This window comes from Micromonospora matsumotoense (assembly GCF_900091525.1).
In the GTDB taxonomy this organism is placed as follows: domain Bacteria; phylum Actinomycetota; class Actinomycetes; order Mycobacteriales; family Micromonosporaceae; genus Micromonospora; species Micromonospora matsumotoensis.
Window position 1 is genome coordinate 16,151 of the sequence record NZ_FMCU01000029.1, and the last position, 25,033, is coordinate 41,183.

General features: G+C 70.4%; 16 protein-coding genes. 10 read left to right on the forward strand and 6 right to left on the reverse strand.

The genetic code is table 11. The features are described 5' to 3' along the window. Positions 1–62 precede the first annotated feature (62 nt). The 3 genes from GA0070216_RS31460 to GA0070216_RS31470 form a co-directional block, all read right to left on the reverse strand. Positions 63–872 (reverse strand): class I SAM-dependent methyltransferase, encoded by an 810-nt coding sequence (locus GA0070216_RS31460; protein ID WP_218108339.1) that lies wholly within the window; start codon positions 870–872, stop codon positions 63–65. Positions 873–952: 80 nt separating this feature from the next. Then, positions 953–3,109, reverse strand: coding sequence for an alpha-galactosidase (locus tag GA0070216_RS31465; RefSeq protein WP_091253806.1), 2,157 nt, complete (start codon positions 3,107–3,109; stop codon positions 953–955). 49 nt (positions 3,110–3,158) lie between these two features. Then, on the reverse strand, positions 3,159–4,370 hold the full coding sequence (locus tag GA0070216_RS31470; protein ID WP_091253809.1) for an ROK family transcriptional regulator: 1,212 nt from the start codon (positions 4,368–4,370) through the stop codon (positions 3,159–3,161). Between the two features lie 464 nt (positions 4,371–4,834). On the opposite strand from GA0070216_RS31470, the gene GA0070216_RS31475 reads away from it, so the two are divergent. The 8 genes from GA0070216_RS31475 to GA0070216_RS31510 are packed head-to-tail and all read left to right on the forward strand — an operon-like array spanning position 4,835 to position 15,372. Continuing rightward, positions 4,835–6,511 carry an ABC transporter substrate-binding protein gene (locus tag GA0070216_RS31475; protein ID WP_091253812.1) on the forward strand — a complete coding sequence of 559 codons (1,677 nt, stop codon included), beginning with the start codon at positions 4,835–4,837 and terminating at the stop codon, positions 6,509–6,511. Between the two features lie 36 nt (positions 6,512–6,547). After that, on the forward strand, positions 6,548–7,537 hold the full coding sequence (locus tag GA0070216_RS31480) for an ABC transporter permease (protein WP_091253816.1): 990 nt from the start codon (positions 6,548–6,550) through the stop codon (positions 7,535–7,537). A 14-nt stretch (positions 7,538–7,551) separates the two neighbouring features. Further along, positions 7,552–8,607, forward strand: coding sequence for an ABC transporter permease (locus GA0070216_RS31485; protein WP_091253819.1), 1,056 nt, complete (start codon positions 7,552–7,554; stop codon positions 8,605–8,607). Next, entirely contained in the window at positions 8,604–9,527 is a 924-nt protein-coding gene (locus tag GA0070216_RS31490) for an ABC transporter ATP-binding protein (RefSeq protein ID WP_091253823.1), read from the forward strand. Before GA0070216_RS31485 ends, GA0070216_RS31490 begins: the two co-directional genes overlap by 4 nt. Positions 9,528–9,538: 11 nt before the next feature. Next, positions 9,539–10,435: an ABC transporter ATP-binding protein gene (locus GA0070216_RS31495; RefSeq protein ID WP_245722865.1), complete on the forward strand. Its 897-nt coding sequence runs from the start codon at positions 9,539–9,541 to the stop codon at positions 10,433–10,435. Positions 10,436–10,490: 55 nt separating this feature from the next. Next, positions 10,491–13,082, forward strand: coding sequence for a glycoside hydrolase family 2 protein (locus tag GA0070216_RS31500; RefSeq protein ID WP_091253831.1), 2,592 nt, complete (start codon positions 10,491–10,493; stop codon positions 13,080–13,082). Beyond that, a complete protein-coding gene (locus tag GA0070216_RS31505; RefSeq protein WP_091253836.1) occupies positions 13,079–14,392 on the forward strand; it encodes an AGE family epimerase/isomerase in 1,314 nt (437 codons plus the stop codon). Before GA0070216_RS31500 ends, GA0070216_RS31505 begins: the two co-directional genes overlap by 4 nt. Continuing rightward, positions 14,389–15,372: a PfkB family carbohydrate kinase gene (locus GA0070216_RS31510; protein WP_091253839.1), complete on the forward strand. Its 984-nt coding sequence runs from the start codon at positions 14,389–14,391 to the stop codon at positions 15,370–15,372. The genes GA0070216_RS31505 and GA0070216_RS31510 overlap by 4 nt, the downstream gene beginning before the upstream one ends. A gap of 76 nt (positions 15,373–15,448) precedes the next feature. Here GA0070216_RS31510 and GA0070216_RS31515 read toward each other — a convergent pair whose 3' ends face one another. Beyond that, a complete protein-coding gene (locus tag GA0070216_RS31515) occupies positions 15,449–17,911 on the reverse strand; it encodes a glycoside hydrolase family 2 protein (protein WP_091253842.1) in 2,463 nt (820 codons plus the stop codon). Between the two features lie 122 nt (positions 17,912–18,033). Continuing rightward, on the reverse strand, positions 18,034–19,287 hold the full coding sequence (locus GA0070216_RS31520) for an ROK family protein (RefSeq protein ID WP_091253845.1): 1,254 nt from the start codon (positions 19,285–19,287) through the stop codon (positions 18,034–18,036). A gap of 173 nt (positions 19,288–19,460) precedes the next feature. Here GA0070216_RS31520 and GA0070216_RS31525 point away from each other — a divergent pair, with 173 nt between their 5' ends. Both GA0070216_RS31525 and GA0070216_RS31530 read left to right on the forward strand, forming a co-directional pair. Further along, positions 19,461–20,990, forward strand: a complete 1,530-nt coding sequence (locus tag GA0070216_RS31525) for a cellulase family glycosylhydrolase (protein WP_091253848.1) — start codon at positions 19,461–19,463, stop codon at positions 20,988–20,990. Between the two features lie 179 nt (positions 20,991–21,169). Then, positions 21,170–23,254, forward strand: coding sequence for a beta-galactosidase (locus GA0070216_RS31530; protein ID WP_091253850.1), 2,085 nt, complete (start codon positions 21,170–21,172; stop codon positions 23,252–23,254). 298 nt (positions 23,255–23,552) lie between these two features. Here GA0070216_RS31530 and GA0070216_RS35930 read toward each other — a convergent pair whose 3' ends face one another. Further along, entirely contained in the window at positions 23,553–25,004 is a 1,452-nt protein-coding gene (locus GA0070216_RS35930) for an RICIN domain-containing protein (RefSeq protein ID WP_245722866.1), read from the reverse strand. Between the last annotated feature and the right edge of the window lie 29 nt (positions 25,005–25,033).

A 25,033-nucleotide genomic window follows, 5' to 3' on the forward strand; every position in this document is an offset into this window, starting at 1 on the left:
TCTCCTGAACTAGCGGGGAGCGTCGATGGGAGCGCACCTCGGAGCTTTATTCATTAACATGATTAAGTCAAGTGGGTCGATGTGGAGAGTCGAGGCGGTGACGCTCGCCGGCGAGCGAGGAGGGAGAAGGAGTTCGGCAGTCGGCCGTCCCATGCGGCGGCGCTGACACCGCCCGCCCGCCAGAACGGCTCGGCATACTCACCGACGTGCAGGACCTCCATGCCGGCGGCCACCACCGCGGTGATGATCTGACCGAGGTTCCACTGCCACTCGACCGCGCCGTTGCCGGGGAAGGTGTCGTTGACGTGGCTGGTGGCGAAGTAGCTGCGGTCGGGGCGGATCCGGGGCTGGTCGGTGTCCCACGTCCACAGCGGTACTGCCGGATGTGCCTCGTAGACGAACAGGTGCCCGGCGGGTCGTAGCAGCCTGACCACCTCGTTGGCCCACGCGTCCAGGTCGGGCATCCAGATCAGCGCGCCCTTCCCGGTGTAGACCAGGTCGGCGCTGGCGTCCGGCAAGGGTACGTGCTGTGGCACCGTGGCGGCGATGTACCGGCATGCCACGCCGAGTTCGTCGGCTCGCCGCTGCGCCGCATCGACGGCGACTTCGCTGTAGTCGACGCCGACCACGGATCTGGCCCCGGCGTACACGAGCGCGGGGTCGTCCAGGCCGTGGCCGCTCTGAAGATGGATCACCTCGGGCGCATGGGCCAGGACATCCCGCAGCAGGTCGCGCTCGATGTCGATGAGCGAGTCACCGGTCGCTGCCTGGGCCAACAGATCGTCGTACTCGCGTACATGCTTCTGTGACGCCGTCTCCCAGGCGATCTTGTTCGTCAGCGTCGTCGGATCGTCCATCATGTCCTCCTTCACGCCACCAGGCTTCTTCAAGAGGGTCGACCGGCACGGCGATGCGGCAGAGCCCACCACAGAACGCATTGCCGCTGCGGTCGTCAGACTGCGGTGAGGTGCAGCACGAGCGCCTGTACCGGCCAGAGGGCGGGTAGCTGCAGGCCGACCTCGGTGAGCACCAGGCCCGGGACGACGACCGGTGTCTTGCCCACCCACGCCGGGGTTGCCCATCCCCACTGCGCCGCGCCGATCTCGTCGCGGAGGCGCACCGAGTATCGGCGCTCCGGGTCCAGACCGTCCAGCCGCAGCCGCTCGACCAGCGCCTCCTCGAACGAGCTGACCGTGCACACGGTGAACAGCGCCTCGCCCCGGTCGGGGGCGACCACGCCGCGCACCCGCAGCGCCGGATCGCGTACGTCCGGGTGCACCACGGTGCCGGTGTGCAACAACCCGCGGAGCTCCTTGTAGAGGTCGGCGAACGCGGTGATCGCGTCGACCTCCTCGTCGGTACACCCCACGATGTCCCACTCGAACCCTGCCGAGCCCTGCAGGGCGGTGGCCATGCGGTAGGACAGGGTGGTGGCGCGACCCGACGAGTGTGCGGGCGAGGGGCCCACATGAGCGCCGACGAGCTCCGGTGGCAGCAGGAGTTCCGTCCAGCGTTGGATGTCCTGCCGCTCGACGGGGTCGTTGGAGTCCGACGCCCACACCCGGTCGGTGCGTTCGAGGATGCCGAGGTCGGCGCGTGCCCCGCCCGAGGAGCACGACTCGATTTCGAGGCCCGGGTGGTCGGTTCTGAGGCGCTCGATCAGCCGGTACGTGGCGAGCGTCTGCGCGTGCGTGCCGGGTACCCCGTCATGGACCGCTTCGACCAGGTCCCGATTGTGGTCCCACTTGATGAAGTCGATGCCGAGCCCGCCAATCAGCGTGGACATGTGCGCCCGCACGTGCTCCCAGGCTTCGGGATGGGCCAGGTCGAGCACGTACTGGGTGCGGAAGGACAGCCCCGCGGGCGACGGAACCGACGCCGGGTTGGCGAGCAGCCAGTCCGGGTGCGCGCGGGCCAACTCCGAGTCGAGGTTGACCATTTCGGGCTCGAACCACAGCCCGAACTGCATGCCGAGTGAGTGGACGAGGTCTGCCAGAGGTTCGAGGCCCTGCGGCCACACCGTCGGGTCGACCTGCCAGTCGCCCAGCCCTGCGGTGTCGTCGCGGCGGCCGAGAAACCAGCCGTCGTCGAGCACGAAGCGCTCCACGCCCACGGCGGCGGCGCGGTGTGCGAGCTGCTCCAGGCGGGCGGGGTCGTGCTGGAAGTAGACCGCCTCCCACGTGTTGAGCACGAGCGGCCGGGGGGTACGGGGATGCTGGGGCCGCGCCCGTGTCCAGGTGTGAAAGCGTTCCGCGATGCCGTCGAGACCCGCGGCGGACCACGCGAAGTACGCCGTGGGGGTGCGGTACGACTCGCCGGGAGCCAGGCGCACCTCCCCGCGTCGCAACAGCTCGCCGACGCCGAGCAGCGTGACATGCTCCGTGACCCGGTCGGTGCGGTGACGGACGTCGGCACTCCAACCGAGGTGGACCGCCCACGCCTCACCCCGGCGGTTGCGCGGTGACCCGATCGACGCGATCGTCACCCATGGGGCGTCGTGCCCCCCACGGCCGCGGCGCGACTCGCGGGTGGTCGTCCCCCGGGGCATGGCCGTGGTGAGCGGCGACCTCTCCCGGGTCCAACGCCCGGAGAAGGCGGTGAGGTGGTCGGCGGTCTTCGGCACCGGGAGCGTCGCCTCCAGCCATGCCACCTCCACCTCCCCGGCACCGTCGTTGATCAGCTCGTGCTGCAGGAGCGCCAGCCCGCCGGCACCGAGTTCCACCCGGATGCGCAGGGTCAGGCCGGCGACGGCGTCGGTAGCGGTGATGCGCACGGACCCGGAATCCTCGTGCTCGACCTGCGACGACCAGCGCGGATAGAGGGGACGGCCGTCGCGGGTGGCGAGCAGACCCGGTCGGCCGGACCAGCCGTTCGCTTCCTCGGGCACGACTGGTAGGCGCCAGGCGGCGTCCAGCGTGCCGGGCGTCGTCTGCCGGCTGGTGGCCAGGTCCAGGGCGTCGAGGTCGCCGGCCTCCAGCGGGCCGAGGTCGGCGCCCCAGTGCAGGACGGCGGGCAGGCCGGTGGCGGGATGGGCGAGGATGATGGCCACGCCGTCGCGGCGCAGTGCTGTCCAGGCGGTGTGCGGTACGGGGGTGCGTGGAGACGACATCTCTCTCCTGGCTCTCGTCGGGCGGGACCGGGCGGGGTGGGTGGGGACGTCAGGCGGGCGTCCTGGCGATGTGCTCCACGGCGACGCTGCGCAGGACGTGGAGGGCGCCGCCGATGGCGGCGGCGGTGTCCACGTTGGCGGACAGGAGGACGCGGGGTCGGCTGAGCTTTCGGCTGAGCGCGTGGCGGGTCAGCTCCGCCTCGATGAACTGCTGGTAGAGCGGGCCGGCGCTGATGAGGGCGGGTCCGGCCAGCACGACGGTGTCGAGATCGAAGAGGTTTACCATGGTCACCGCCGTGCGACCGATCCAGCGGGCGGACTGCTGGAGGATCGTCGTGGCGTCCGGGTCGCCCGCCTGCCAGCCGCGCACGACGCGCCCGAAGTCGGCGAGGGTGTTCTCCTCGTGGGCCTTGATGCCGAGGCGCTCGGCGAGGTCGGGGCGGGCGAGCACCTGCGCGACGACCGTGCGCGGGCCCGCCTCGGCCTCGGCGCAGCCGCGGTTGCCGCAGACGCAGGGGGCGCTGGCGCCCATGAGCCCCACGTGCCCTATCTCGACGGCGTTCGAGGCGCGACCGCGGTAGGCGTTGCCGTCCGCCACGATGCCGCCACCCAGGCCGGAGCCCAGATAGATGAGCCCGAACGTGTCGGTCGGCACCGTGCCGGACCACTGCTCGCCGGTGGCCGCTGCCGTCGCGTCGTTCTCCAGCAGGACGGGTAGACCGAGCCGGTTCGACAGTGTCGACGTCAGGGGATACTGGAGCCAGTCGGGCGTGGGATGGGCCATCAGCAGCATGCCGCGCTCGCGGTCCTGAGGCCCGTGGGTGACCAGGCCGACGCCGAGGACCCGCCCGCGCGGCACGCCCGTGCGGTGTACCAGGTCGTCGACCTGGTCGGCCAGGGTGGAGACGGCCGAATCCGGCCCGCTGGTCCCGGTGCCGCGGAAGCCTGCGGTCGCGACCCGCCGGCCGGCGAAGTCGATCACGACGATCGTCGTCGTGGTGCGGTCGAACTGGACGCCGACGGCGTACCAGGCATCGGCCTCCAGTTCCAGCAGGCGTCGGGGCTGGCCCCGGCCCTGCTGCTCACGACCCACCTCGCGCACGAGGCCCCCGTCGAGCAGACGGCGGACCACATGGGTGATCCTGGCCTGCGTGAGGCCGGAGAGTTCGGCGAGCTCCACCCGGCTGAGCGTGCCGCGGGTGCGCAGGAGATCGAGCATTCGCCCGGCCGTGGTGACGCGGCCATCGTCCTTGCGGAGCATGCCAAAGCCCTCCTGGTATCCGATCGGGAGCTGGAGCCGGGTTGATCACTCCCGCTCATATGTTCATCCGGTCAACTAAATAGCGCAAGGGTCGACGAGAGCGACCTCGCCGGCCCGGGGAGGCCGATGGGTCGGGATCGGTGCGGTGTGGTCGGGCTGGACGACGGCGGCATGCCCGGTGGCAGCGTCCGCTCGGGCGGAAACCGCCGACAGTCCAGGCGTATCCGCTGCTCATGGTGCATGTGAAGGGTGCCGCGAATCCTCGGCGGGGTGGCCCGTCCCTGATGGTCGCCGGGGCGGGGCCGGGTAGCTGGGGTCAGCTGGCCGTCGGTTCCGGAGCGAGAACTTATCGAGATCAATTCGCCCCATGCATTGACTGAGTAAATTTAGTCGCTTAAGAATACATGTCATGCCCTTCCTGGGCCATGGCGGGCGAGCATCGCCCCCCGCGTGAAAGGACCAAGATGTCTCTTCTCACCGGCATGTCGCGCCGCGCTGCGACGCTCGCCGGCGCAGCCGCGCTCGGCCTCGTGCTGACCGGCTGCTCCGGCGGGACCACGTCCGCCGGCTCGGAGGCCACGCTCGTGGCCTACACCGGTCAATCGGGCGACTACCAGATCAACTTCAACCCATTCTCGCCGTCCCGGATCGGGGGCCTTGGCGCGACCTACGAGACGCTGTTCTTCGTCAACAAGGCCAAGGTGTCCGACCTCGTGCCGCTGCTCGGCACCCAGCAGTCCTGGAACACCGACGGCACCGTCCTCTCGGTGACCCTGCGCGACGGGGTGACGTGGAGCGACGGTCAACCCTTCACCGCGAAGGACGTCGCGTTCACCTTCGGCCTGCTGAAGAGCAACGCGGCCATCAACAACATCGGTTTCGACGGCACCGCCACCGCGGTGGACGACACCCATGTCACCTTCACGTTCAAGGCACCCGCCTTCGTCAAGGGCCCCGACCTGCTCGGCACCGTGCCGATCGTCCCCGAGCACCTGTGGAAGACCATCAACCCCACCCAGGACGTCGTCGAGAAGCCCATCGGCACCGGCGCCTACCTGATCGGCGAGTTCAAGCCGCAGGCCTTCACCTATGCGGCGAACCCCAAGTACTGGGGCGGCGAACCGAAGGTCAAGAAGATCCGCTTCGTCGCGCTGTCGGGCAACCAGGCCGGCGCGGACGGCATCGCGGCCGGCACTGTCGACTGGTTCACCGGGCCGATCCCCGACATCAAGAACACCAAGAAGAACTTCCCGAAGTACGACGCGTACACCCAGTGGCAGAACCAGATGGTGCTCGCCACCTGCTCCAGCGTGCAGATGGGCTGCAAGGGCCCGCAGACCGACCCCGCCGTCCGGCACGCCCTCTACGCCGCCCTCAACCGGACGCAGCTCAACAAACTGGCGTTCCAGGACACCGCCAGCGCGATCTCCCCCGCCTTCACGCTCACCCCCAGCCAGGACCAGTTCGCCTCCGCCGCCCTCACGGAGAAGGTGGCGCCCATGGCCGCCGAACCGCAGAAGACCGCGCAGAGCTTGGAACAGGCCGGCTGGGTCAAGGGCGCCGACGGCATCTACGCCAAGGGCGGCCAGCGGCTGTCTCTGACAGTCGAGGTCGTCACCGGCTGGACGGACTACATCACCGCGATCGACACGATGGCCTCGCAGGCCAAGGCCGCCGGAATCGACCTGCAAGCCGCCCAGTCCTCCTGGAACGAGTGGACGGAGAAGAAGGGATCCGGCAACTTCCAGCTGGTCATCGACTCGCTCGGGCAGGGCCCCGCGCCGGATCCGTTCTACCTCTACACCTACTTCTTCGACTCCAACACCGGAGCCAAGGTGGGTAAGTCAGCCGGAAACAACTTCTCCCGCTACACCAACCCGGAGGTCGACGCGGCGCTCGACAAGCTGGCCGCGCTCCCGCTCGACGACCAGGCGGCCCGGCAGCCCTACTTCGACACCATCCAGCAGGCGGTCGTGCGGGACATGCCGTACGTCCCGGTCCTGACCGGCGGGACGACGAGCGTGTGGAGTACCGCGAAGTTCAGCGGCTGGCCCTCGGACCAGGACCTGTACGCCTTCCCCGCGGTGTGGTCATCCCTCGACGCCGCGGAGATCTTCAAGCGGCTCAAGCCCCAGAGCTGACCGCCCCAGACGTCGCCCCGAGGAGAGAGCGTTGCTGTGAGTTACTTCCTTCGCAAGCTGGGTTTCTATGTGGTGGCCCTCTGGGCCGCCCTGACCCTCAACTTCGCCATCCCGCGCCTCCTGCCCGGCAACCCCGTCGACATCCTGCTGGCCAAGCTCCAGCAGCGGGGCGGCTCGGTCAGCCCGGAGACGCGCAAGGCGTACACGCTCCTCCTCGGGGGTGACGACACGGGCTCCCTGTGGAGCCAGTACCTGAACTACCTCAAGAACCTCGCGCACGGCGACCTCGGTGTCTCGGTGAGCTACTACCCGGCCAAGGTCTCCGACGTGATCCTCGGGTCGCTGCCCTGGACCCTGGTGCTCGTCGGGGTCGCCACCGTCCTCGCCGCGCTGCTCGGGGTGCTCCTCGGCGCGATCGTGGGGTGGCGCCCCGGCACCTGGCTCGACTCGTTGGTCCCGGCCACGACGCTGCTGGCGGCCATCCCGTACTTCTGGCTCGCCCTGATCCTCACCTACCTGCTGGCCCGGGTACTCGGCTGGTTGCCGCTGCAGGGCGGCTACGACGTCGCGCTCACCCCCGGCTGGAACACGGAGTTCATCCTCTCGGCGGTGCAGTACGCGATCCTGCCCGCCCTGACCATCGTCCTGGCGTCGATCGGCGGGTGGCTGCTCGGAATGCGGAACATGATGGTCTCCACCCTGTCGGAGGACTACGTCCTGACCGCAGAGGCCAAGGGCCTGGCACCGAGAAAGATCCGACGCTCCTACGCGGCGCGCAACGCCGCCCTTCCCTCCGTGGCCGGGTTCGCCATCTCCCTCGGGTTCGTGGTCTCCGGCTCGGTCATCACGGAGCAGGTCTTCTCCTACCCCGGGATCGGCGGGCGCCTGCTCGGCGCCGTGACGAACAACGACTATGCGCTCATGCAGGGGGTCTTCCTCTTCATCACGCTGGCCGTGCTCGGCGCCAACCTGATCGTCGACCTGCTCTACGGCCTGATCGACCCGCGCACCCGCGCCCGGCACTGACGGGGGAGACCACGATGACGAACCTCACCCCCGCCAGCGCACCGACCGTGGCTGACGCCGCCGACACGCTGATCCAGCCGACCGGCTCGACGGGCCGTCCCGCCCGGTCAGGCTGGCGCATGCTCCTGCCCTCCATGACGCCCTGGCTGGCCATCGGTCTCACGCTGGTCGTCGGCATCACGCTCTTCGGAATCCTCGCCGTCTATGTCGTGGGCGATCCCAAGCAGATCCGGGACCAAGGGCTCACGCCGCCGTCGGCGCAGTTCCTGCTCGGCACCACCCAGACCGGGCAGGACGTGCTCGCACAACTCGCCTACGCCACCCGCGGCTCACTACAGATCGGCGTGCTCGTCGGCATCCTCGCCACCGTCCTGTCGGCGTTCTTCGGCATCTACGGCGCCTACCGCGGCGGCATCCTCGACGAGGCGTTCTCCCTGCTGTCGAACGTCTTCCTCGTGATCCCCGGCCTGCCCCTGGTCATCGTGATCTCCGGCTTCGTACCGCGCGAGAGCCGTGGCGTGTGGACCATCGTCGTGGTGCTCGCCCTGACCAGTTGGGCCGCGTCGGCGCGGGTACTGCGCGCCCAGACGCTCTCGGTGCGAAACCGCGACTACGTCGCCGCGTCGAAGGTCGCCGGTGAGAAACCCTGGCGGGTCATCGCCGTGGAGATCCTGCCGAACCTCCTGCCCGTCCTTGCGTCCCAGTTCGTGTTCGCGATCATCGCCGCGGTCCTCGGCGAGGCCGGTCTGGCCTTCATCGGCCTCGGCGCCTCGAACTCCGCAACGCTCGGCACGATGCTCTTCTACGCGCAGAACGGGTACGCGCTGTCGCTCGGCGCCTGGTGGTGGTTCGTGCCGCCGGGCCTGATCATCGCGCTCTTCGGCATGGGCCTGTCCCTGGTCAACTTCTCGATCGACGAGACCATCAACCCCAAGCTCAAGAACCTCCGCCTGTACCGCAGGCGCGCGCGGCGGACCGCGCGTATGGAGCGGCAACTGGCCCGACGCGGCGCAGGTGCCACGGGCACCCCGGCCACCCGTTCGACAGTCTCGGAGGCGCCCCCGCGATGAACACGACGCTGCTGAACGACGACACCCCCGCCACCGGCCGGCCGAGGGCCGACGCCGTCCTGACCGTCGAGAATCTCACCGTCGTGTACGAGGCGGACACCCCGGTCACGGCCGTCCGGGACGCGAGCCTGACCCTGCACCGGGGGGAGGTCCTCGGCCTGGCCGGCGAGTCCGGCTGCGGCAAGACCACCCTGGCGTACGCGATCAACCGCCTGCACCGGCCGCCCGCCCGGATCGCGTCCGGCCGCGTGACGTTCCACGACGGTGGCGGCGACGACGTCGATGTGCTCGCGCTGACCGACGCCGAGCTGCGCGCCTTTCGCTGGGAGAAACTCTCCATGGTGTTCCAGGGGGCGATGAACGCCCTCAACCCCGTCACCACCGTGCGGGCGCAACTGCGCGACACCCTCGTGGCCCACCGCCCCGGCCTGTCCCGGGCGAAGGTGCGCGAGCGATCCGAAGAGGTGCTGCGACGCGTCGGGGTGGACCCCCGGCGGTTGGGCTCCTACCCGCACGAGCTGTCGGGGGGAATGCGCCAACGAGTCATGATCGCCATGGCGATGCTGCTCCAACCACAGGTCATGATCCTGGACGAGCCCACCACGGCTCTGGACGTCGTCGTCCAACGCGAGATCCTGAGCGAGATCATGCGGCTCCGCGACGAGCTGAACTTCGCCGTCATCTTCATCACGCACGACCTGCCGCTGTTACTGGAGATCAGCGACCGCATCGCCGTCATGCTGGCGGGCGAGATCGTCGAGCTTGGTGCGGCCGACCTGTTGTACCGCCGCGCGCAGCATCCGTACACCCGCAAGCTCCTCGGCTCGTTCCCGAGCCTGTCCGGAGCGCGCGGGGCGTTCATCCGGTCCGGTGTCGACGAGACCGCCCTCACCGACGGCGCCATCGAGGAGCGAGCATGACCCTCGTCCACGTGACCGACCTGGTCAAGGACTACGGACTCCGTACGGGCCTACGTCGCACGCGTTTGCGCGCCGTCGACCACGTCAGCTTCGACCTGATCCCCGGGCGCACCGTCGCCCTCGTGGGGGAGTCCGGGTCGGGGAAATCCACCATCGCCAAGATCCTCACCCGCATGGAGAAGCCCACGTCCGGCAGAGTTGACGTGCGTCTCGACGACGGCACCCCGGTGCACGGGTCGCTGTACCAGCGTCAGGTGCAAATGGTCTTCCAGGACCCGTTCGCCTCCCTCAACCCCTTCCACTCGATCGAGCACCACATCGCCCGTCCGCTGCGCATCCACCAGCGCACCCGTACCGCCGCCGAGACACATGCGCGCGTGCTGGAGATGCTCGAACGGGTCAATCTCACACCCGCCGAAACCATCGCGCCGCGCCGTCCGCACGAGCTCTCCGGCGGCCAGCGGCAGCGCGTCGCGATCGCCCGCGCCCTGGCGCCGGGGGCGCAGGTGCTCATCGCGGACGAACCCGTGTCCATGCTGGACGTCTCGATCCGCCTCGGGGTGCTCAACCTCATGGGCCGCCTGCAGCGGGAGGACCGGCTCGCCGTCCTGTACATCACCCACGACCTGGCCACCGCGCGGCACTTCTCGGACGAGATTCTCGTGCTCTACCGCGGTCGGATCGTGGAGCGCGGGCCGTCCGACGCGGTGATCCTGGACCCGCACCACGACTACACCAAGTTGTTGGCGAGTTCGGCACCAGATCCCGAGCGTCTCGACCGGATCACGGCCGCGGTCACGGTCGACCGCGACGCGATCGACAACAGCGTCTGCTACGACCACCGCACCAGCCGGTGGGTGGAGGCCGGGGTGCCCTCGGTCACGGCGGCCGGCATGCCCGCGGGCTGACCCGGCGGGCCACGCCCCAGCTTGTCGTATTCGTTTTCGAACCCGAGGACACCGCATGGCTCACCTTCCCTTGACTTTCCGTGCCCTGCATCACGGCTGGACCCTCACCGCCCCCGCGCTCCCCGACGACGCCCCCGAAGCCGTCACCGCAGCCCTCGCCGACGGCGTGCCCGCCGTCGTGCCCGGCGAGGCGCACCTGGACCTGCGGCGTGCCGGCCTGATCGACGACCCGTTCGACGGTGCCAACGAGGCCGCGCAGCAGTGGATCGGTGACACGACATGGCGCTTCTCGACGACGTTCACCTGGGCCGACGACGCCTCGACACGCCACGACCTGGTGGCTCACGGGCTGGACACGGTGGCCACCGTCCAGCTCAACGGCGACGTCGTCGGGCGGACGCAGAACATGCACCGCTCCTATCGCTGGGACGTGCGTGGGGCACTGCGCCAGGGGGAGAACACCCTCACGGTGACGTTCGCCGCTCCGGTGCCCGAGGCGACGGCGCGGGCCCAGCGTGACGGCGCCCTGCCGCGGGTCAACCACCACGAGTACAACCAGCTGCGCAAGATGGCCTGCTCGTTCGGCTGGGACTGGGGCATCGACGTCGCCGGTGCCGGCATCTGGAAGCCGATCGGGCTCGACTCGTGGTCCGGGGTGCGCATCGCCTCGGTGCGGCCGCTCGTGGATGTGGTGTCGACCGGGGACGCCGACGGTGCCGGCAGGCGCGACGACGGCCTGCTGAGGGTGCACGTGGACGTGGAGCGCGACGACAGACACGCCGACCAGGACGTCTCGCTCACCGTCACCGTCACCGCCCCCGACGGCGGGACGCTGCACACCGGCTGCACCGTGCCCGCTGACGAGACGTCCGCCGTCGTCCTCGTCACGGTGCGCGACGTGCGGCGCTGGTGGCCCGTCGGATACGGCGACCAGCCGTTGTACGGCGTGCAGGTCGAGGCAGAGACCGCAGGTGACGCCGCGTCCTGGTACGGGCGGGTCGGCTTCCGTACCGTGGAACTCGACACGACGCCCGACGAGGCCGGGGCCCCGTTCCTGCTCCGGGTCAATGGCGAGCGGGTGCTCGTGCGGGGCGCCAACTGGATCCCGGATCACGCGTTCCTCACCCTGATCGACCGCGATCGGTACGCCCGCCGGGTGGCCGACGCGCTGCAGGCCAACATCAACCTGCTGCGCGTGTGGGGCGGCGGCATCTACGAGTCCGACGACCTGTACGACCTCGCCGACGAGCACGGCCTGCTGATGTGGCAGGACTTCCCCTTCGCCTGCGCCGCATACAGCGAGGACGCACCGATGCGGACGGAGATCGACGCCGAGGCCCGCGAGAACGTGGCGCGGCTCAGCCCGCACCCGTCCCTCGTGCTGTGGAACGGCAACAACGAGAACACCTGGGGCTCGGTGGACTGGGGTTGGCCCGGCCGCCTGGACGGTCGGGGCTGGGGCGACCTCTACTACCGCCACCTGCTGCCGCGCGTGCTCGCCGAGCTCGACCCGACGCGCCCGTACTCACCGGCGAGCCCGTACTCGTTCGGCGACTACCGGCACCCGAACGACGAGCGGTACGGCACCATGCACGTCTGGGACGTGTGGAACCGGGCGGACTACACCGGCTACACCCGGTACAAGCCGCGCTTCGTCGCGGAGTTCGGCTTCCAGGCGCCGCCTGCCTGGTCCACGCTCGCCGCCGTGGTGCACGACGAGCCGCTCGACCCGTTCGGCCCGCAGATGCTGGTGCACCAGAAGGCCAACCTCGGCAACGCGAAGCTCGCGCGCGGATGGCAGGGCCACCTGCCCGACCCCGTCACCATCGAGGACTGGCACTGGACCACCCAGCTCAACCAGGCGCACGCCATCCGGTTCGGCGTCGAGCACTTCCGCTCCCTGACGCCCCACAACACCGGGACGATCCTGTGGCAGCTCAACGACAACTGGCCGGTGGTGTCCTGGGCCGCCGTCGACTTCGCCGAGCGCCGAAAGCCCCTCTGGTACGCCCTGCGGGCCGCGTACGCCCCGCGGCTGGCCACACTTCAGCCGCGCGCGTCGGCCGAGGCGTGGGCCGCCGCGTGGGAAGGACTCGAGCCGGACCCGGACACTCTCGCGCTGGTGCTCGTCAACGACACCGCCGAGGCGTTCCGCGGCACCTTCACGGTGACGCGGGAGACATTCGACGGCACGCTCCTGGCCAAGGCCACGATCGAGGCGTCGGTGCCCGCGCGCGGCGCGGTGTCGGTCACGGTTCCGGACGACGTCGCCGCGTTCGGGGATCCCGCCGCCGAGGTGATCGTGGCCGAGTCGGACGATGGCACCGCAGGGTTCGCACCGGCCTTCCGGCACGGCGTCGAGGTGGTCGACCAGCGCCTCGACCCCCGGCCGCTGCGGGTCGAGGCCGTACCCACGGATGACGGTTGCCTGCTGCACGTGGCCGCCACCTCCTACGCCCGTGACGTGTTCTGCCCTGCCGACGTGGTGAATCCCCTGGCCTCGGTGAACGACGGCATGGTGAACCTTCGGGCCGGTCGGTCCGTCACCATCCAGGTGACGTCGCCGGCAGGTGATCCAGACGCCTTCGCCGCAGCCGTGCGCTGTGCCAACACCCTCCTGGACCCGGCAGAGAGGACCTTTCCATGACCGCCGTCCCGGCTGTCCCCAGGCAGTTGCCCGCCCACCACGCGTGGCTCGATGCCGAGTGCCGTCGGCTGATCGCCTTCGGCGCGCGTTCCGCGCTGCCCGACGGCGGCGCGGCCTACCTGGACACCACTGGCACGCCGGATCCCACCCACGGCGTGCTCACCTGGATCACCGCCCGCACCACGCACGCGTACTCACTCGGCGTGCTGCTCGGCGTGCCCGGCAGCGCCGCCGTCGCCGACGCCGCACTCAAGGCTCTGACCGGCCGGCTACGCGACGCCGAGCACGGTGGGTGGTTCCACGCGCTCGCGCCGGACGGCACCCCTGACCGCGCCGCCGGTAAGTCCTGCTACAACCACGCCTTCGTGCTGCTGGCTGCGTCATCCGCGGCGCTCGCCGGCCGGCCCGGCGGTGCCACGCTGCTCGCCGAGGCCGCCGACGTCTATCTCACGTGGTTCTGGGACGACGACGCCGGTCGCCCGGTGGACACCTGGGACGCCGGCTTCACCAGGGCCGACGACTACCGCGGTCTCAACGCCACGATGCACTCCGTCGAGGCGTTGCTCGCCGTGGCCGACGCCGTCGAGGTGCTCGACGCTTCGGACGCGCCCGGCGTCGGCGGGGGAGCGTCTGCCTGGCGGGACCGGGCCGCGCGGGCGGCGCGATTCGTCGTCGAGCTCGCCACCGCACACGACGGACGCCTGCCGGAACACTTCGGGCCGGACTGGACCCCGGTTCTCGGCTTCAACCGCAACCAGCCTGACGACCCCTTCAAGCCGTACGGCGCCACACCCGGACACGGCCTGGAGTGGTCGCGGCTGTTGTTGAACGTCGAGGCCACGATCGGCACCGACGAAGCCCTCGCCGCAGCAGCGGTGCGGCTGTTCGACAGGGCCGTCGACGACGGCTGGGCTGCGGACGGTGCGGAGGGGTTCGTCTACACCACCGACTGGGACGGCACGCCGTTGGTGCGTCAGCGGATGCACTGGGTGGTGGCCGAGGCGATCGCCGCCGCCGCGGCACTGCACCGGCGCACCGGCGAGCGGCGGTTCGCCGACAGCTACGCCGCCTGGTGGGACTACGCCGAGCGTCATCTGCTCGACCGCACAGGCGGCTCGTGGTGGCACGAGCTCGACCCGCACAACATTCCCGCCACGACCGTGTGGCCCGGTAAACCCGACGTCTACCACGCGTTGCAGGCCACGTTGCTGCCGCGCCTGCCGCTCGCGCCCACGCTCGCCCGGGCGCTTCGGGCGGGGCTGCTCGTCTCGTCACCGGAGGGCACCGACGGTCGAGGGCAGCCGGCATGAGCGGGCACGGACCGTCGGTGGGGGCGGTGACGGTGATCGGCGAGACGCTGATCGACGTGCTGCCGGCCAGCCGCGGCGACGGTGCCGATCTCGGCGTACGCGAGCTACCCGGCGGCAGTCCCGCGAACGTGGCGGTGACTCTCGGGCGGCTGGGCCGGGGGCCGGTGCTCGTCACCACCCTCGCCGACGACGCGCGCGGCGCCGCCGCGCGGGACTGGCTCGAGGCGTCGGACGTCACCGTCGTGGCGCAGCCGCCGGCCACCGGGCGGACGTCGGCTGCCGCCGTCCGGCTCGCCGCCGACGGGTCCGCGACCTACGACTTCGATCTCACCTGGGACCTCTCGCCCGAGATCCTCACCGGCGTCACCGCGGCGGGCGGGATCGCGGTCCTGCACGCCGGCTCGATCGCCACCGTGCTCGACCCGGGGGCCGACACGGTCGAGGCCGCGCTGCACGGGGCCCGCGGACGTTCCCTGGTGACGTTCGATCCCAATGCGCGCCCGGCGGTCACGCCGCACGTCGCGCGAGTGCTGCCGCGCGTGGAGCGGTTGGTGGGCCTCAGCGACGTCGTCAAGGCCTCCGACGAGGACCTCGCCTGGTACCACCCCGGAGTCAACCCGGTGGAGGTGGCCCGTGCCTGGGCTGGGTCGGGGCCGGTCCTGGTCGTCGTGACCCGGGGCGCGGACGGCAGCGTGTTCGTGCGCGGTGACGACGTCGTCACCGTGCCGGGCAGGCCCGCGACCGTGGTCGACACGATCGGCGCCGGGGACACCTTCATGGGGGCGCTCATCGACGCGCTCGTCGGCGTCGGGGTGCACGGGCCGACCGCACGCGGGGCGCTCGCCGCGCTCAGCAGGGAGGATTTGCGCCGGGTGGGATCTCGGGCGGCGAGCGCTGCCGCGATCACGGTCTCCAGGCCGGGTGCCGATCCACCGACGTCGGCCGAGCTCGACGCGGTGGCGCGGGCGGCCACCGGCTGAGGTGGCAGCGTCACCACGACGGCTGCGGGCGCAGAGGCGGGCCCGCAGCCGTTCCGGCGGGGGAGGAGGGACGCGGTCAGTCCTTGTCGGGCCGCTCCTCGGCCCGGGCTGCCGCATTGGCGGAGCGCAGCACGCGGGGATGCCGCAGAGCGGACGAGTCGGCCAGGGACGCCGCGGAGCGCACGGTGAAGGTGTGGGTCTCGCCCGCGAGCAGTGAGACGAGCATGTCGTCCACGACCGCGTCGGGGGCCACCTTGTCGGCGAGCAGGGCGAGGTCGCGGACGTACGACGTGGCCCGCACCTCCACCTGGTAGCCGCCGGTCACGCGCGTGACCTCGGCCGTGAAGGGGGTCGGGTCGTAGGCGAGGTCGCGGTCCTCGGCGAACTGGTGGTGGACGCGGATGCCACCGGCGGCGACGGTCAGCACCTCGCTTCGCGGATCGACCGGGGTGAGCAGGTCGTCGGTCAGGTCGAGCAGGGCGACAGACCGGGGCGCGACATCGAGCGGCATCTCGACGGTCGCCAGCAGGTCGCCGGTGAGGGTCTGCCGCGCGGCGCGGACCGTACCCGTCCACGGCTGGTCGTGATCGTTGACCGCGACCAGGGTGGGCCTTCCGTGGCGGGGCTGCACGGTCAGCAGCCGTGGCGCGAACGCGTGCTTGAGCGCGTAGTAGAGGGGCTTGGGTCGTTCGTCGCTGTCCACGGCGGCCCAGGAGGTGACCGGCCAGCAGTCGTTGAGTTGCCAGACGAGGGCCCCGGCGGTGTAGGGCCACCAGGAGCGGAAGTGCTCGACGCCGAACGCCACCGCCCGTGCCTGGTTGAGCTGTGTCGCCCAGTGCCACTGCTCGAAGTCGTCCGGCACCGGCAGGTGGGGTGCGAGGCCGCGGTCCAGCTTGCCGTTGCCGTCGCCGGCCTTCTGGTGCAGCAGAAACGCGGGTGAGGTGGGTGTCAGCGGCTGGTCACGGATCCAGCGGGTGAGGGTCGCCCAGGTGGGTGGGCCCTGGAAGCCGAACTCCGCGCAGAACCGTGGGATGTGATCGCGGTAGTGGGTGTAGTCGAGCATGTTCCAGACGTCCCACTCGTGGCGGGTGCCGTAGAGGGCGTCGTTGGGCGGGAGATCGCCGGGGCTGTACGGGCTGCCGGGCGCGTACGGGCGGGTGGGGTCCAGTGCGGTGACGAGTGCCGGCAGCAGCTCGGTGTAGTAGCCGAGCCCCCAACTGCGTCCGTCGAGGGCCTCCTGCCAGCCCTCCCAGTCGGTGTAGGCGGGCAGGTTCTCGTTGTTGCCGTTCCACAGCACCAGCGACGGGCGGGCGACCAACCGGGTGATGTTCTCCCGCGCCTCGGCCTCGACCTCGCTCCGCAGGGGCTCTTCCTCGGCATAGAAGGCACACGCGAAGGGGAAGTCCTGCCACACCAGCACGCCCCGTTCGTCGCAGGCGGCATAGAAGTCGTCGGTCTCGTAGATGCCGCCACCCCAGATCCGCAGCATGTTCATGTTCGCCCCGACGGCCTGGTCGATCCGGCGGGCGAGCCGTTCGGGGGTGACCCGGGTGAGGAGGTGGTCGTCCGGGATCCAGTTAGCGCCCTTGGCGAAGACCCGGGTGCCGTTGACGACGAACACGAACGGCGTGCCGGTCCCGTCGGGCTCGGTGTCCACGGCAACGGTGCGGAAGCCGATCCGACGTCGGTCGGTGTCCACCGGCTCGGCGTCGGCCAGGAGCGTGACGGTCAACTCGTAGAGCGGCTGCTCGCCGTAGCCGACCGGCCACCACAGCCGGGCGTCCGGCACGAGGACGGTGACGTGGGCGGCGTTGCCGGAGACAGCCGTCCGTTCCTCGCGCCCGTCTACGGTCACCACCGCGATGTAGTCGCGGTCCGCGGCGCGCTCCACGTCCAGGTGTACGTCGACGCGACCGGTGCCGTCGGCGTCGACGGTGACCAGCGGTCGTACCTGGGCCAGCCGGGCGGTGTCCCAGCGTTCCAGCCGTACCGGCTTCCAGATGCCGGCGGTCTGCAGGTCCGGTCCCCAGTCCCAGCCGAAGGAGCAGGCCATCTTGCGGATCGCGTTGTACGGGTGCGGGTAGGCGCGCTGCCGCCAACCGAGCTGGCTCTCTGCCTGTTCGGCGTAGGTGAGCGCCGCTGCCAACGTCACGGTCAGCTCGTTGTGGCCCTCCCGCAGGCAGTCGCGGACGTCGAACCGGTAGCCGCGGTGCATGTTGGCGGTCCGGCCGAGCACGACGCCGTTGAGGGCGATCGTGGCGATCGTGTCGATGCCGTCGAAGACCAGCTCCACCCGCTCGTCCACGCCGGGCGCGGACGTCTGGAAAGCCGTCGTGTACTGCCAGTCGACGCGGTGCATCCAGGTCAGGGACGCCTCGTTGCTGTCCAGGTAAGGGTCGGGGATGAGCCCGGCGGCCATCAGGTCGAGGTGGGTGCTGCCCGGCACCTGTGCGGGGATGTCCCGTCCCGCGAGGACGTCCGGCGCGGGGCCTCCGTCGGCGCGTAGCCGCCAGCCCTCGTGCAGGGTCGTGCGCGTCATCGGGTCCTCCTCCTTGTCGGCGGCAGGGGTCAGGCCCGAGGAGCATCCTTACGTAAGCAAACGAAGTAAGTCAATGCGTCATGTGCGCGCGGGCTTCAGCGGACGGCGGTATCCGGACCCAGCTACCAGGCCTCGCCCGACCCGGCGGCGCGTGCCCTGTCCTGCGGATGGGGATGACCGAGAGTCAGCTCGCTCCGCAGGACGAGCACCGCGCCGCCGATCGCCGCCGCGTCCGACCCGTTGACCGACGGCACGATCCGTACCTGGTGCGCGCGCCGTGCGAACAGACGGCGGTCCACCTCCTGCTGGATCATCGTCTGGTAGATCGAACCGGCCACGGCGAAGCTCGGCCCGGCCAGGACGATCGCCTCCAGGTCGAACAGGCACGCCATGGTGACGGCCGCGTGACCGAGGTAGCGGGCCGACTGCTCGACGAGCCCTCGTGCGCCGGCGTCGCCGGTGTTCGCCGCCGCCGCGATCCGCGCGAACTCGGTGAGGACGTCGGTGGCGGTCGGGTCCAGCGCCAGCCGGCGGCCGAGCCCGGGTGTCGCCAGGGCCTGCCGGACCAGGGCCGACGGACCCGCGTAGTTCTCCAGGCAACCGACGTTGCCGCACGGGCACTCGTCACCGTTGACGTCGATCGAGATGTGGCCGATCTCCACGCTGTTCGACGAACTTCCCCGGTAGACCTCGCCGGCGACCACCACGCCACCGCCGATCCCGGTGGCCATGTAGATGCAGCCGTAGGTGCTTCGCGGGTCGACCGTACCCATCCAGTACTCACCGATCGCCGCCGCCGCCGCGTCGTTGTCGAGCAGGACGGGCAACCCGAGAGCCTCCGCCAGCCGCAGCGCGACCGGGTGGTCGAGCCACTCTTCGGTCGGTTGCGGCGTCAACAGCACACCCGCGCGTCGATCCTGCGGTCCGTAGCTGACCAGGCCGACCCCCAGCACCCGGTCGCGGTCGACAGCCGCCGTGGCCAGCAACGCGTCGACCTGCGCCGCCACCAGTGGCAGCGCCCGCTCCGGTGGCATCGTCGCCACGCCCTGGAACGACGTCCGGGCCACCTGTCGACCCGCCAGGTCGATGACCACGATCACGCACGTGTTGCGCTCTAGCTGCACCCCGACGCTGTAGCGGGCCAGCGGATTGAGCTGCACCATGGTGCGTGGCTTGCCACCCGTCGGCGCACCCCGACCAGCCTCGACCACGAGGTCGTCGCCGATCAGCTCACGCACGACCTCGGAGATCGTCGCGCCCGTCAGACCCGTCGCCGCCGCGAGTTCCACCCGGCTGATGCTGCGCGCCGACCTGATGACGTCCAGCACCAGGCCGCGCGTCTTCGGTCGGCTGGCCCAGATCGGGCTGCTCGCCACGGTCCCTCCCAGTTTCCACCCGGCCCGCCAGGCTACTTCACTCAGCACCTCGTTGGTCACCGCCCTGTCTCCGCATTCGCACCGGTCCTGACATGTATTGACTTTCGTAACCAGGCTAATAAAGGATGGCCCGAAGCGCTCCCATCGATCTCTCACCAGCACGAGGAGATCAGATGAAACATCGACATGCACTGCTGGCCACCGGCACCGCCGGTGTGCTGATGCTGGGCGGCATGGCAACGTCCACGCCCTCCGCTGCGGCGGCCGCCACCGGTTGCGCAGTCACCTACACGGTGCAGAGCCAGTGGCCGGGCGGGTTCACCGCCAACGTCGCCGTCACCAATCTCGGCGACGCGGTGTCGAGCTGGAAGCTGGCCTTCGACTTCCCCGGTGCAGGCCAGAAGGTCACCCAGGGCTGGAGTGCCACCTGGACCCAGGTCGGCACCCGGGTGACGGCCGCCAGCATGAGCTGGAACGGCGCACTGGGCACCGGTGCCTCGACCTCGATCGGGTTCGGCGGCTCGTGGAGCGGCGCGAATCCGGTGCCCGCATCGTTCACGCTCAACGGCACCAGGTGCACCGGGTCGGTGACCACACCGACCCCGCCGCCGACCACCCCTCCGCCGACCACCCCTCCGCCGACCACCCCTCCGCCGACCACCCCTCCACCGACCGGTGGGTCGGCACCGGGGCTGCGGGTGTCCGGGAATAAGATCGTCACCACGGCCGGAAAGCCGTACCGGCTGCTGGGCGTGAGCCGGTCCGGCGGGGAGTTCGGCTGCGTGCAGGGTAAGGGCCTCTGGGATTCCGGGCCGGTCGACCAGGCCTCGATCGATGCGATGAAGACCTGGAACATCCACGCCGTGCGCATTGCGCTGAACGAAGAATGCTGGCTCGGCGTCAACGGCTCGCCCAGCGGCGTCACCTACCAGCAGGGCGTCAAGGACTACGTGAACCGGCTCGTCGCCAACGGCATCAACGTCATCCTCGACCTGCACTGGACATGGGGCGCCTACCCCAACAGCCCGGAATGGCACTGCAAGGACGAGCATGCCACCTGCCAGAAGCCGATGCCGGACGCGCGGTACGCCCCACAGTTCTGGACGGGCGTCGCCAACGCGTTCAAGGGCAACGACGCGGTCGTCTTCGATCTGTTCAACGAGCCCTACCCGGACATGCCCGCCGATTGGAACAAGACCCTGGGCTGGCAGTGTCTACGTGACGGCGGCACCTGCGCCGGCCTGCCCTACGAGGTGGCGGGCATGCAGGACCTCGTCGACGCGGTCCGCGCCACAGGCGCCACCAACCTGCTCATGATCAGCGGCCTGGAATGGACCAACGACCTGCGGGAGTGGCTGACCTACAAGCCGAACGACCCGCTGCACAACATCGCCGCGTCGTGGCACGCGTACAGCTTCAACGCCTGCGCCACCGAGTCCTGCTGGGACAGCCAGATCGCTCCGCTGGCGCAGCAGGTGCCCATCGTGATCGGTGAGTTCGGCCAGGACAACTGCGGCTTCGACTACATGCAGCGACTGGTGAACTGGGCCGACGAGCACGACCTGAGCTACCTGGCCTGGACCTGGAACCCGTGGGGCTGCACCGGCGGCGCCGTGCTCATCAAGGACTGGGCCGGCACCCCGGAGCCCGGCATCGGCGAGGGCTTCAAGGCCCACCTGCTGACCCAGAGCCCCTATCTCTGAGCAATCTCGTCGGCCGGCCAGCGCCGCGAGCGCTGGCCGGCCGACGACCCACCCACCCGTATCCCGAGGGGATGGCATGCGCAGGAAATCTCGACTGACGTCACCGAACACGCCGGGGGCAACACATCCGGGGTCCGAGGTGCGACGGCCGTCGGCGGCGGCGACCGGGAGGATCGGCGATGTCTGACCTCCCACCGCGTGTGCTGTTCGGCGCGGCCTACTACCACGAGTACCAGCCGTACGAGCGGCTCAAGACCGACCTCGACCTGATGGCCGCGGCCGGTTTCACCGTCATCCGGGTCGGTGAGTCGGTCTGGTCGACGTGGGAGCCGGAGGACGGCCAGTTCGACCTCGACTGGCTCCAGCCGGTCCTCGACGGCGCCCACGAACGCGGGATCAGCGTGGTCCTCGGCACCCCGACGTACTCGGTGCCCCCGTGGCTGGCCCGCCGGTACCCCGAGATCGCCGGGGAGCTCCGCACGGGTGAACGGATGGGGTGGGGCGGCCGGCAGGAGGCGGACTACACCCATGCCGCCTTCCTGTTCCACGCCGAGCGCGTGACCCGCGCGGTCGTCGCCCGGTACGCCGACCATCCGGCCGTCATCGGGTTCCAGGTCGACAACGAACCCGGCCTGTGGCTGTTCCGCAACCACGGCGTCTTCCAACGATTCGTCGACGACCTGCGCCGCACGTACGGCAGCGTCGAGGCCCTGAACCGGGAGTGGGGTCTGGTCTTCTGGTCGAACCGGCTGACGACCTGGGCCGACCTGTGGCGGCCGGAGGGCAACACCCATCCGCAGTACTCGCTGGCATGGCGGCGCTTCCAGGCGCGGCTGACCACGGAGTTCATCGCCTGGCAGGCCGGCATCGTGCGCGAATACGCCAGCCCGGGACAGTTCGTCACCACGTGCATCGACTATGGGCGGCCGGCCGTCGAGGACGACGAACTGGCCGCCCGGCTCGACGTGACCGCGGGCAACGCCTACTACGAGCCGCAGGACGCGTTGACGCTCCCCGACCCCCGTACGCCGCCACCGGACCGGGTGGGCAACGGGGCCTGGACGATCCACCAGCACGCCGACCGGATGTGGAGCTCGCGCCAGGAACCCTTCCTGGTCACCGAGACCAACGCCAACCACCGGATCGCCCCGCACAGCCGCGCCGCCTACGACGGGCAGTGGCGGCAGGCCGCCTGGGCCCTCGTCAGCCGCGGCGCGCAGATGATCGAATACTGGCACTGGCACACCATCCACGCCGGCGCGGAGACCAGCTGGGGCGGGATCATCCCGCACAGCGGACGGCCCGGACGCGCCTACCGGGAGATCGCCCGCATCGGTCGGGAGCTCGGCACCGCCGGCGAACTCGTCGCCGGGCTGACCCCTGACGCCGACGTCACCCTGCTGCACTCCTTGCCCACCCGGTGGCTGATGCAGGAACACCCGCCGCTGGCCCGGCAGGACGGCAGCGGCGACACCGACTCCTACCACGCGTTCTTCGACGCCTTCCACCGCGGGGCGTTCGACGCCCGGCTGCAGACCCGCATCGTCCACGTCAGCCAGCTCGTGGCCCAGCCCGTCGAGCAGGCCGTCGAGGGTCACCCGGTGCTCGTGGTGCCCGGACTCTACGTCGTCGAGGACGCCACCCTGGACTGGCTGAAGGCGTACGCGCACGCCGGCGGGCACCTGGTGGTCGGTCCGCGCACCGGCTACAGCGACGGCGAGACACGGGCCCGTGTCGACGTGCAGCCCGGACGCCTCGCCGACGCCGCCGGAGCGTGGTACGAGGAGTCCGCCAACCTGCTGGACGAGGTGCCGGTGACCACGCGGGACGCCGGACTGACCCTGCAGGGGCGGCCCGCCGCGACCCGCTGGCTGGACGCGCTGATCGCCGAGGACGCCACCGTGCTGGCCGGGTACGACCACCCGCACTTCGGGCAGTGGGCGGCCGTCACCACCAGGGTGGCCGGACGCGGACGGGTCACGTGCGTCGGGGCGCTGCCCAACGTCGACCTTGCCCGGGGCATCATGCGCTGGCTGCTCGTCGAGCGGTCGGACCAGTGGTACGCCGTGCCCGACTCCGTGACCAGCACGGGAGCGACCGCCCGCACCGGGCAGCGGTTGCGCTTCCTGCACAACTGGTCGTTCACCCCGGTGGATGTCCGTGTTCCGGTCGCGGTCACCGACGTGCTCGACGCCACCTCGTACGCCCCGGGCGACGAACTGCCGCTGGGACCGTGGGACGTGCGCGTCCTCGTCGAGAACTGACCGGTCCTGCGGACCGGACCGCCCCGGGCCTGGTGGGGGACACCAGACCCGGGGCGATTCCGTGGCCACCGGTGCCGTGGGTGGGACGGACCGGCCGACGAGGCGGGTGGGTCACCCGGTGGCGGTGCCGGCGGTGGGCGGCGGCCGGCTGGCTGCCGGGGAGCGCCGCGGATGCCGCCGGGGCCGTGCCGCCAGGCGCCGCCGGATCGGTGACGCCTGGCGGCACGGCCGGCGGGTACGACGGCGGGGGACCGGGTGCCGCGCCGAATCGGCACCCGGTCCCGGCGTTGCCGGCGAACTACTGGCGGGTCCACTTCTGGTTGCTGCCGCCCGTGCAGTTCCAGGTCTGCACGGTGCTGCCGTTCGCGGTGCCCGCGCTGGTCACGTCCAGGCACAGCCCGGATTCGCGGCCGACGACCGTGCCGTCACCGTTGAGGGTCCACTGCTGGTTGGTACCGCCGTTGCAGTCCCAGATCTGCACCTTGGCACCTGCGGTGGTGGAGTGACCGGGGACGTCGAGGCACTTGTTGCCGTACACCTGCAGGGCGCCGTTGGGCAGCGCGACCCAACGCTGGTTGCTTCCGTTGGTGCAGTCCCAGATCGCCAGCTGCGTGCCGTTGGTGGTGCTGGCGCCGGGCACGTCCAGGCACCGCTGGGAGCCGACACCGCGCAGCACGTTACCGGAGCCGGTCGGCGGCGTCGTCGGGCCGTCGAGTCTCCAGCCGTACCGGAGCCGGTCGAGACCGGACTGGTTGATGACGGTCAGTGACAGGTTGGTGCCGCTGCCGGTCAGCGACGTGATGGCGCAGGAGGCGTTGAAGCAGGGGCCGGGGCCCTGGGTCTGGTTGGCCTCCTTGACGCCGGTCCAGACCAGCGAGCCCATGCCCAACTCCCGTACCGTGTCGGTGAGCGCGTAGAAGTACGACACGTTGTTGTTGCCGTCGCGGGGCCCGTTGTAGTTGACGCCGGTGTTCATCGGCACGCCGAATTCGGTGAGAATGGCGCGGTCGGCGTATCCGCACAGGCGGGCCTTGAAGCTGTTGATCCACTCCGCCTCCGTCGGGTGGGTCTCGCCACCCAGGGTGTACATGTGGATCGACAGCAGGGTGCCGTTCAACCGGGAGTCCGCCCCTACGGCGCACAGGTCGATGTCCGACCAGAGCCCCGGCACCACGATCCGGCCGCGCGGGATGTTCGAGTAGCGCTGCAGGAACGCTGCCGCGAGATTGGTCAACTCGGTCGCGCTGTACCCCCACGGCTCGTTCACGATGTCGAAGTAGAACCGGCTGTTGCTGCCGTACTTGGCGATGACCGTGTCCCACATCCGGTAGAACGCGTTCATGTCGCTGATCCGGCCGCCAGTCGGGGGCCAGGGTGCGATCATCACGTTCATGCCCATCGCGCTGGCCGCGTCGTACGCCGCCGTCAGGCTGCCCCACCACGAGGACGACGTGGTCTGCGGGTTGATCCCGAACCGGATCGTGTTCGAGCCGAGGCCCTGGAATCCCCTGAGGATCGCGGTGGCCTTCGTGTAGGTGGTCGCATAGCTGTCCGACTTGGACAGCCCGATCGGGACGTTCTCGTCGTACAGGAAGTTGTCCCTGGCGTCCGCCCAGTTGACTCCGCGGAACTGGCTGGTGGCGGCCTGCGCCGGTGCGCTGGTGGCCACATGGACGCCCAGTGAGCCCAGCAGCACGGTGACGGCCGCGCCGATCGAGGCGAGACGCCACAGGCGTCTACGAACAGTCATGACAATCTCCATGTCAGTTGCCGATGGTG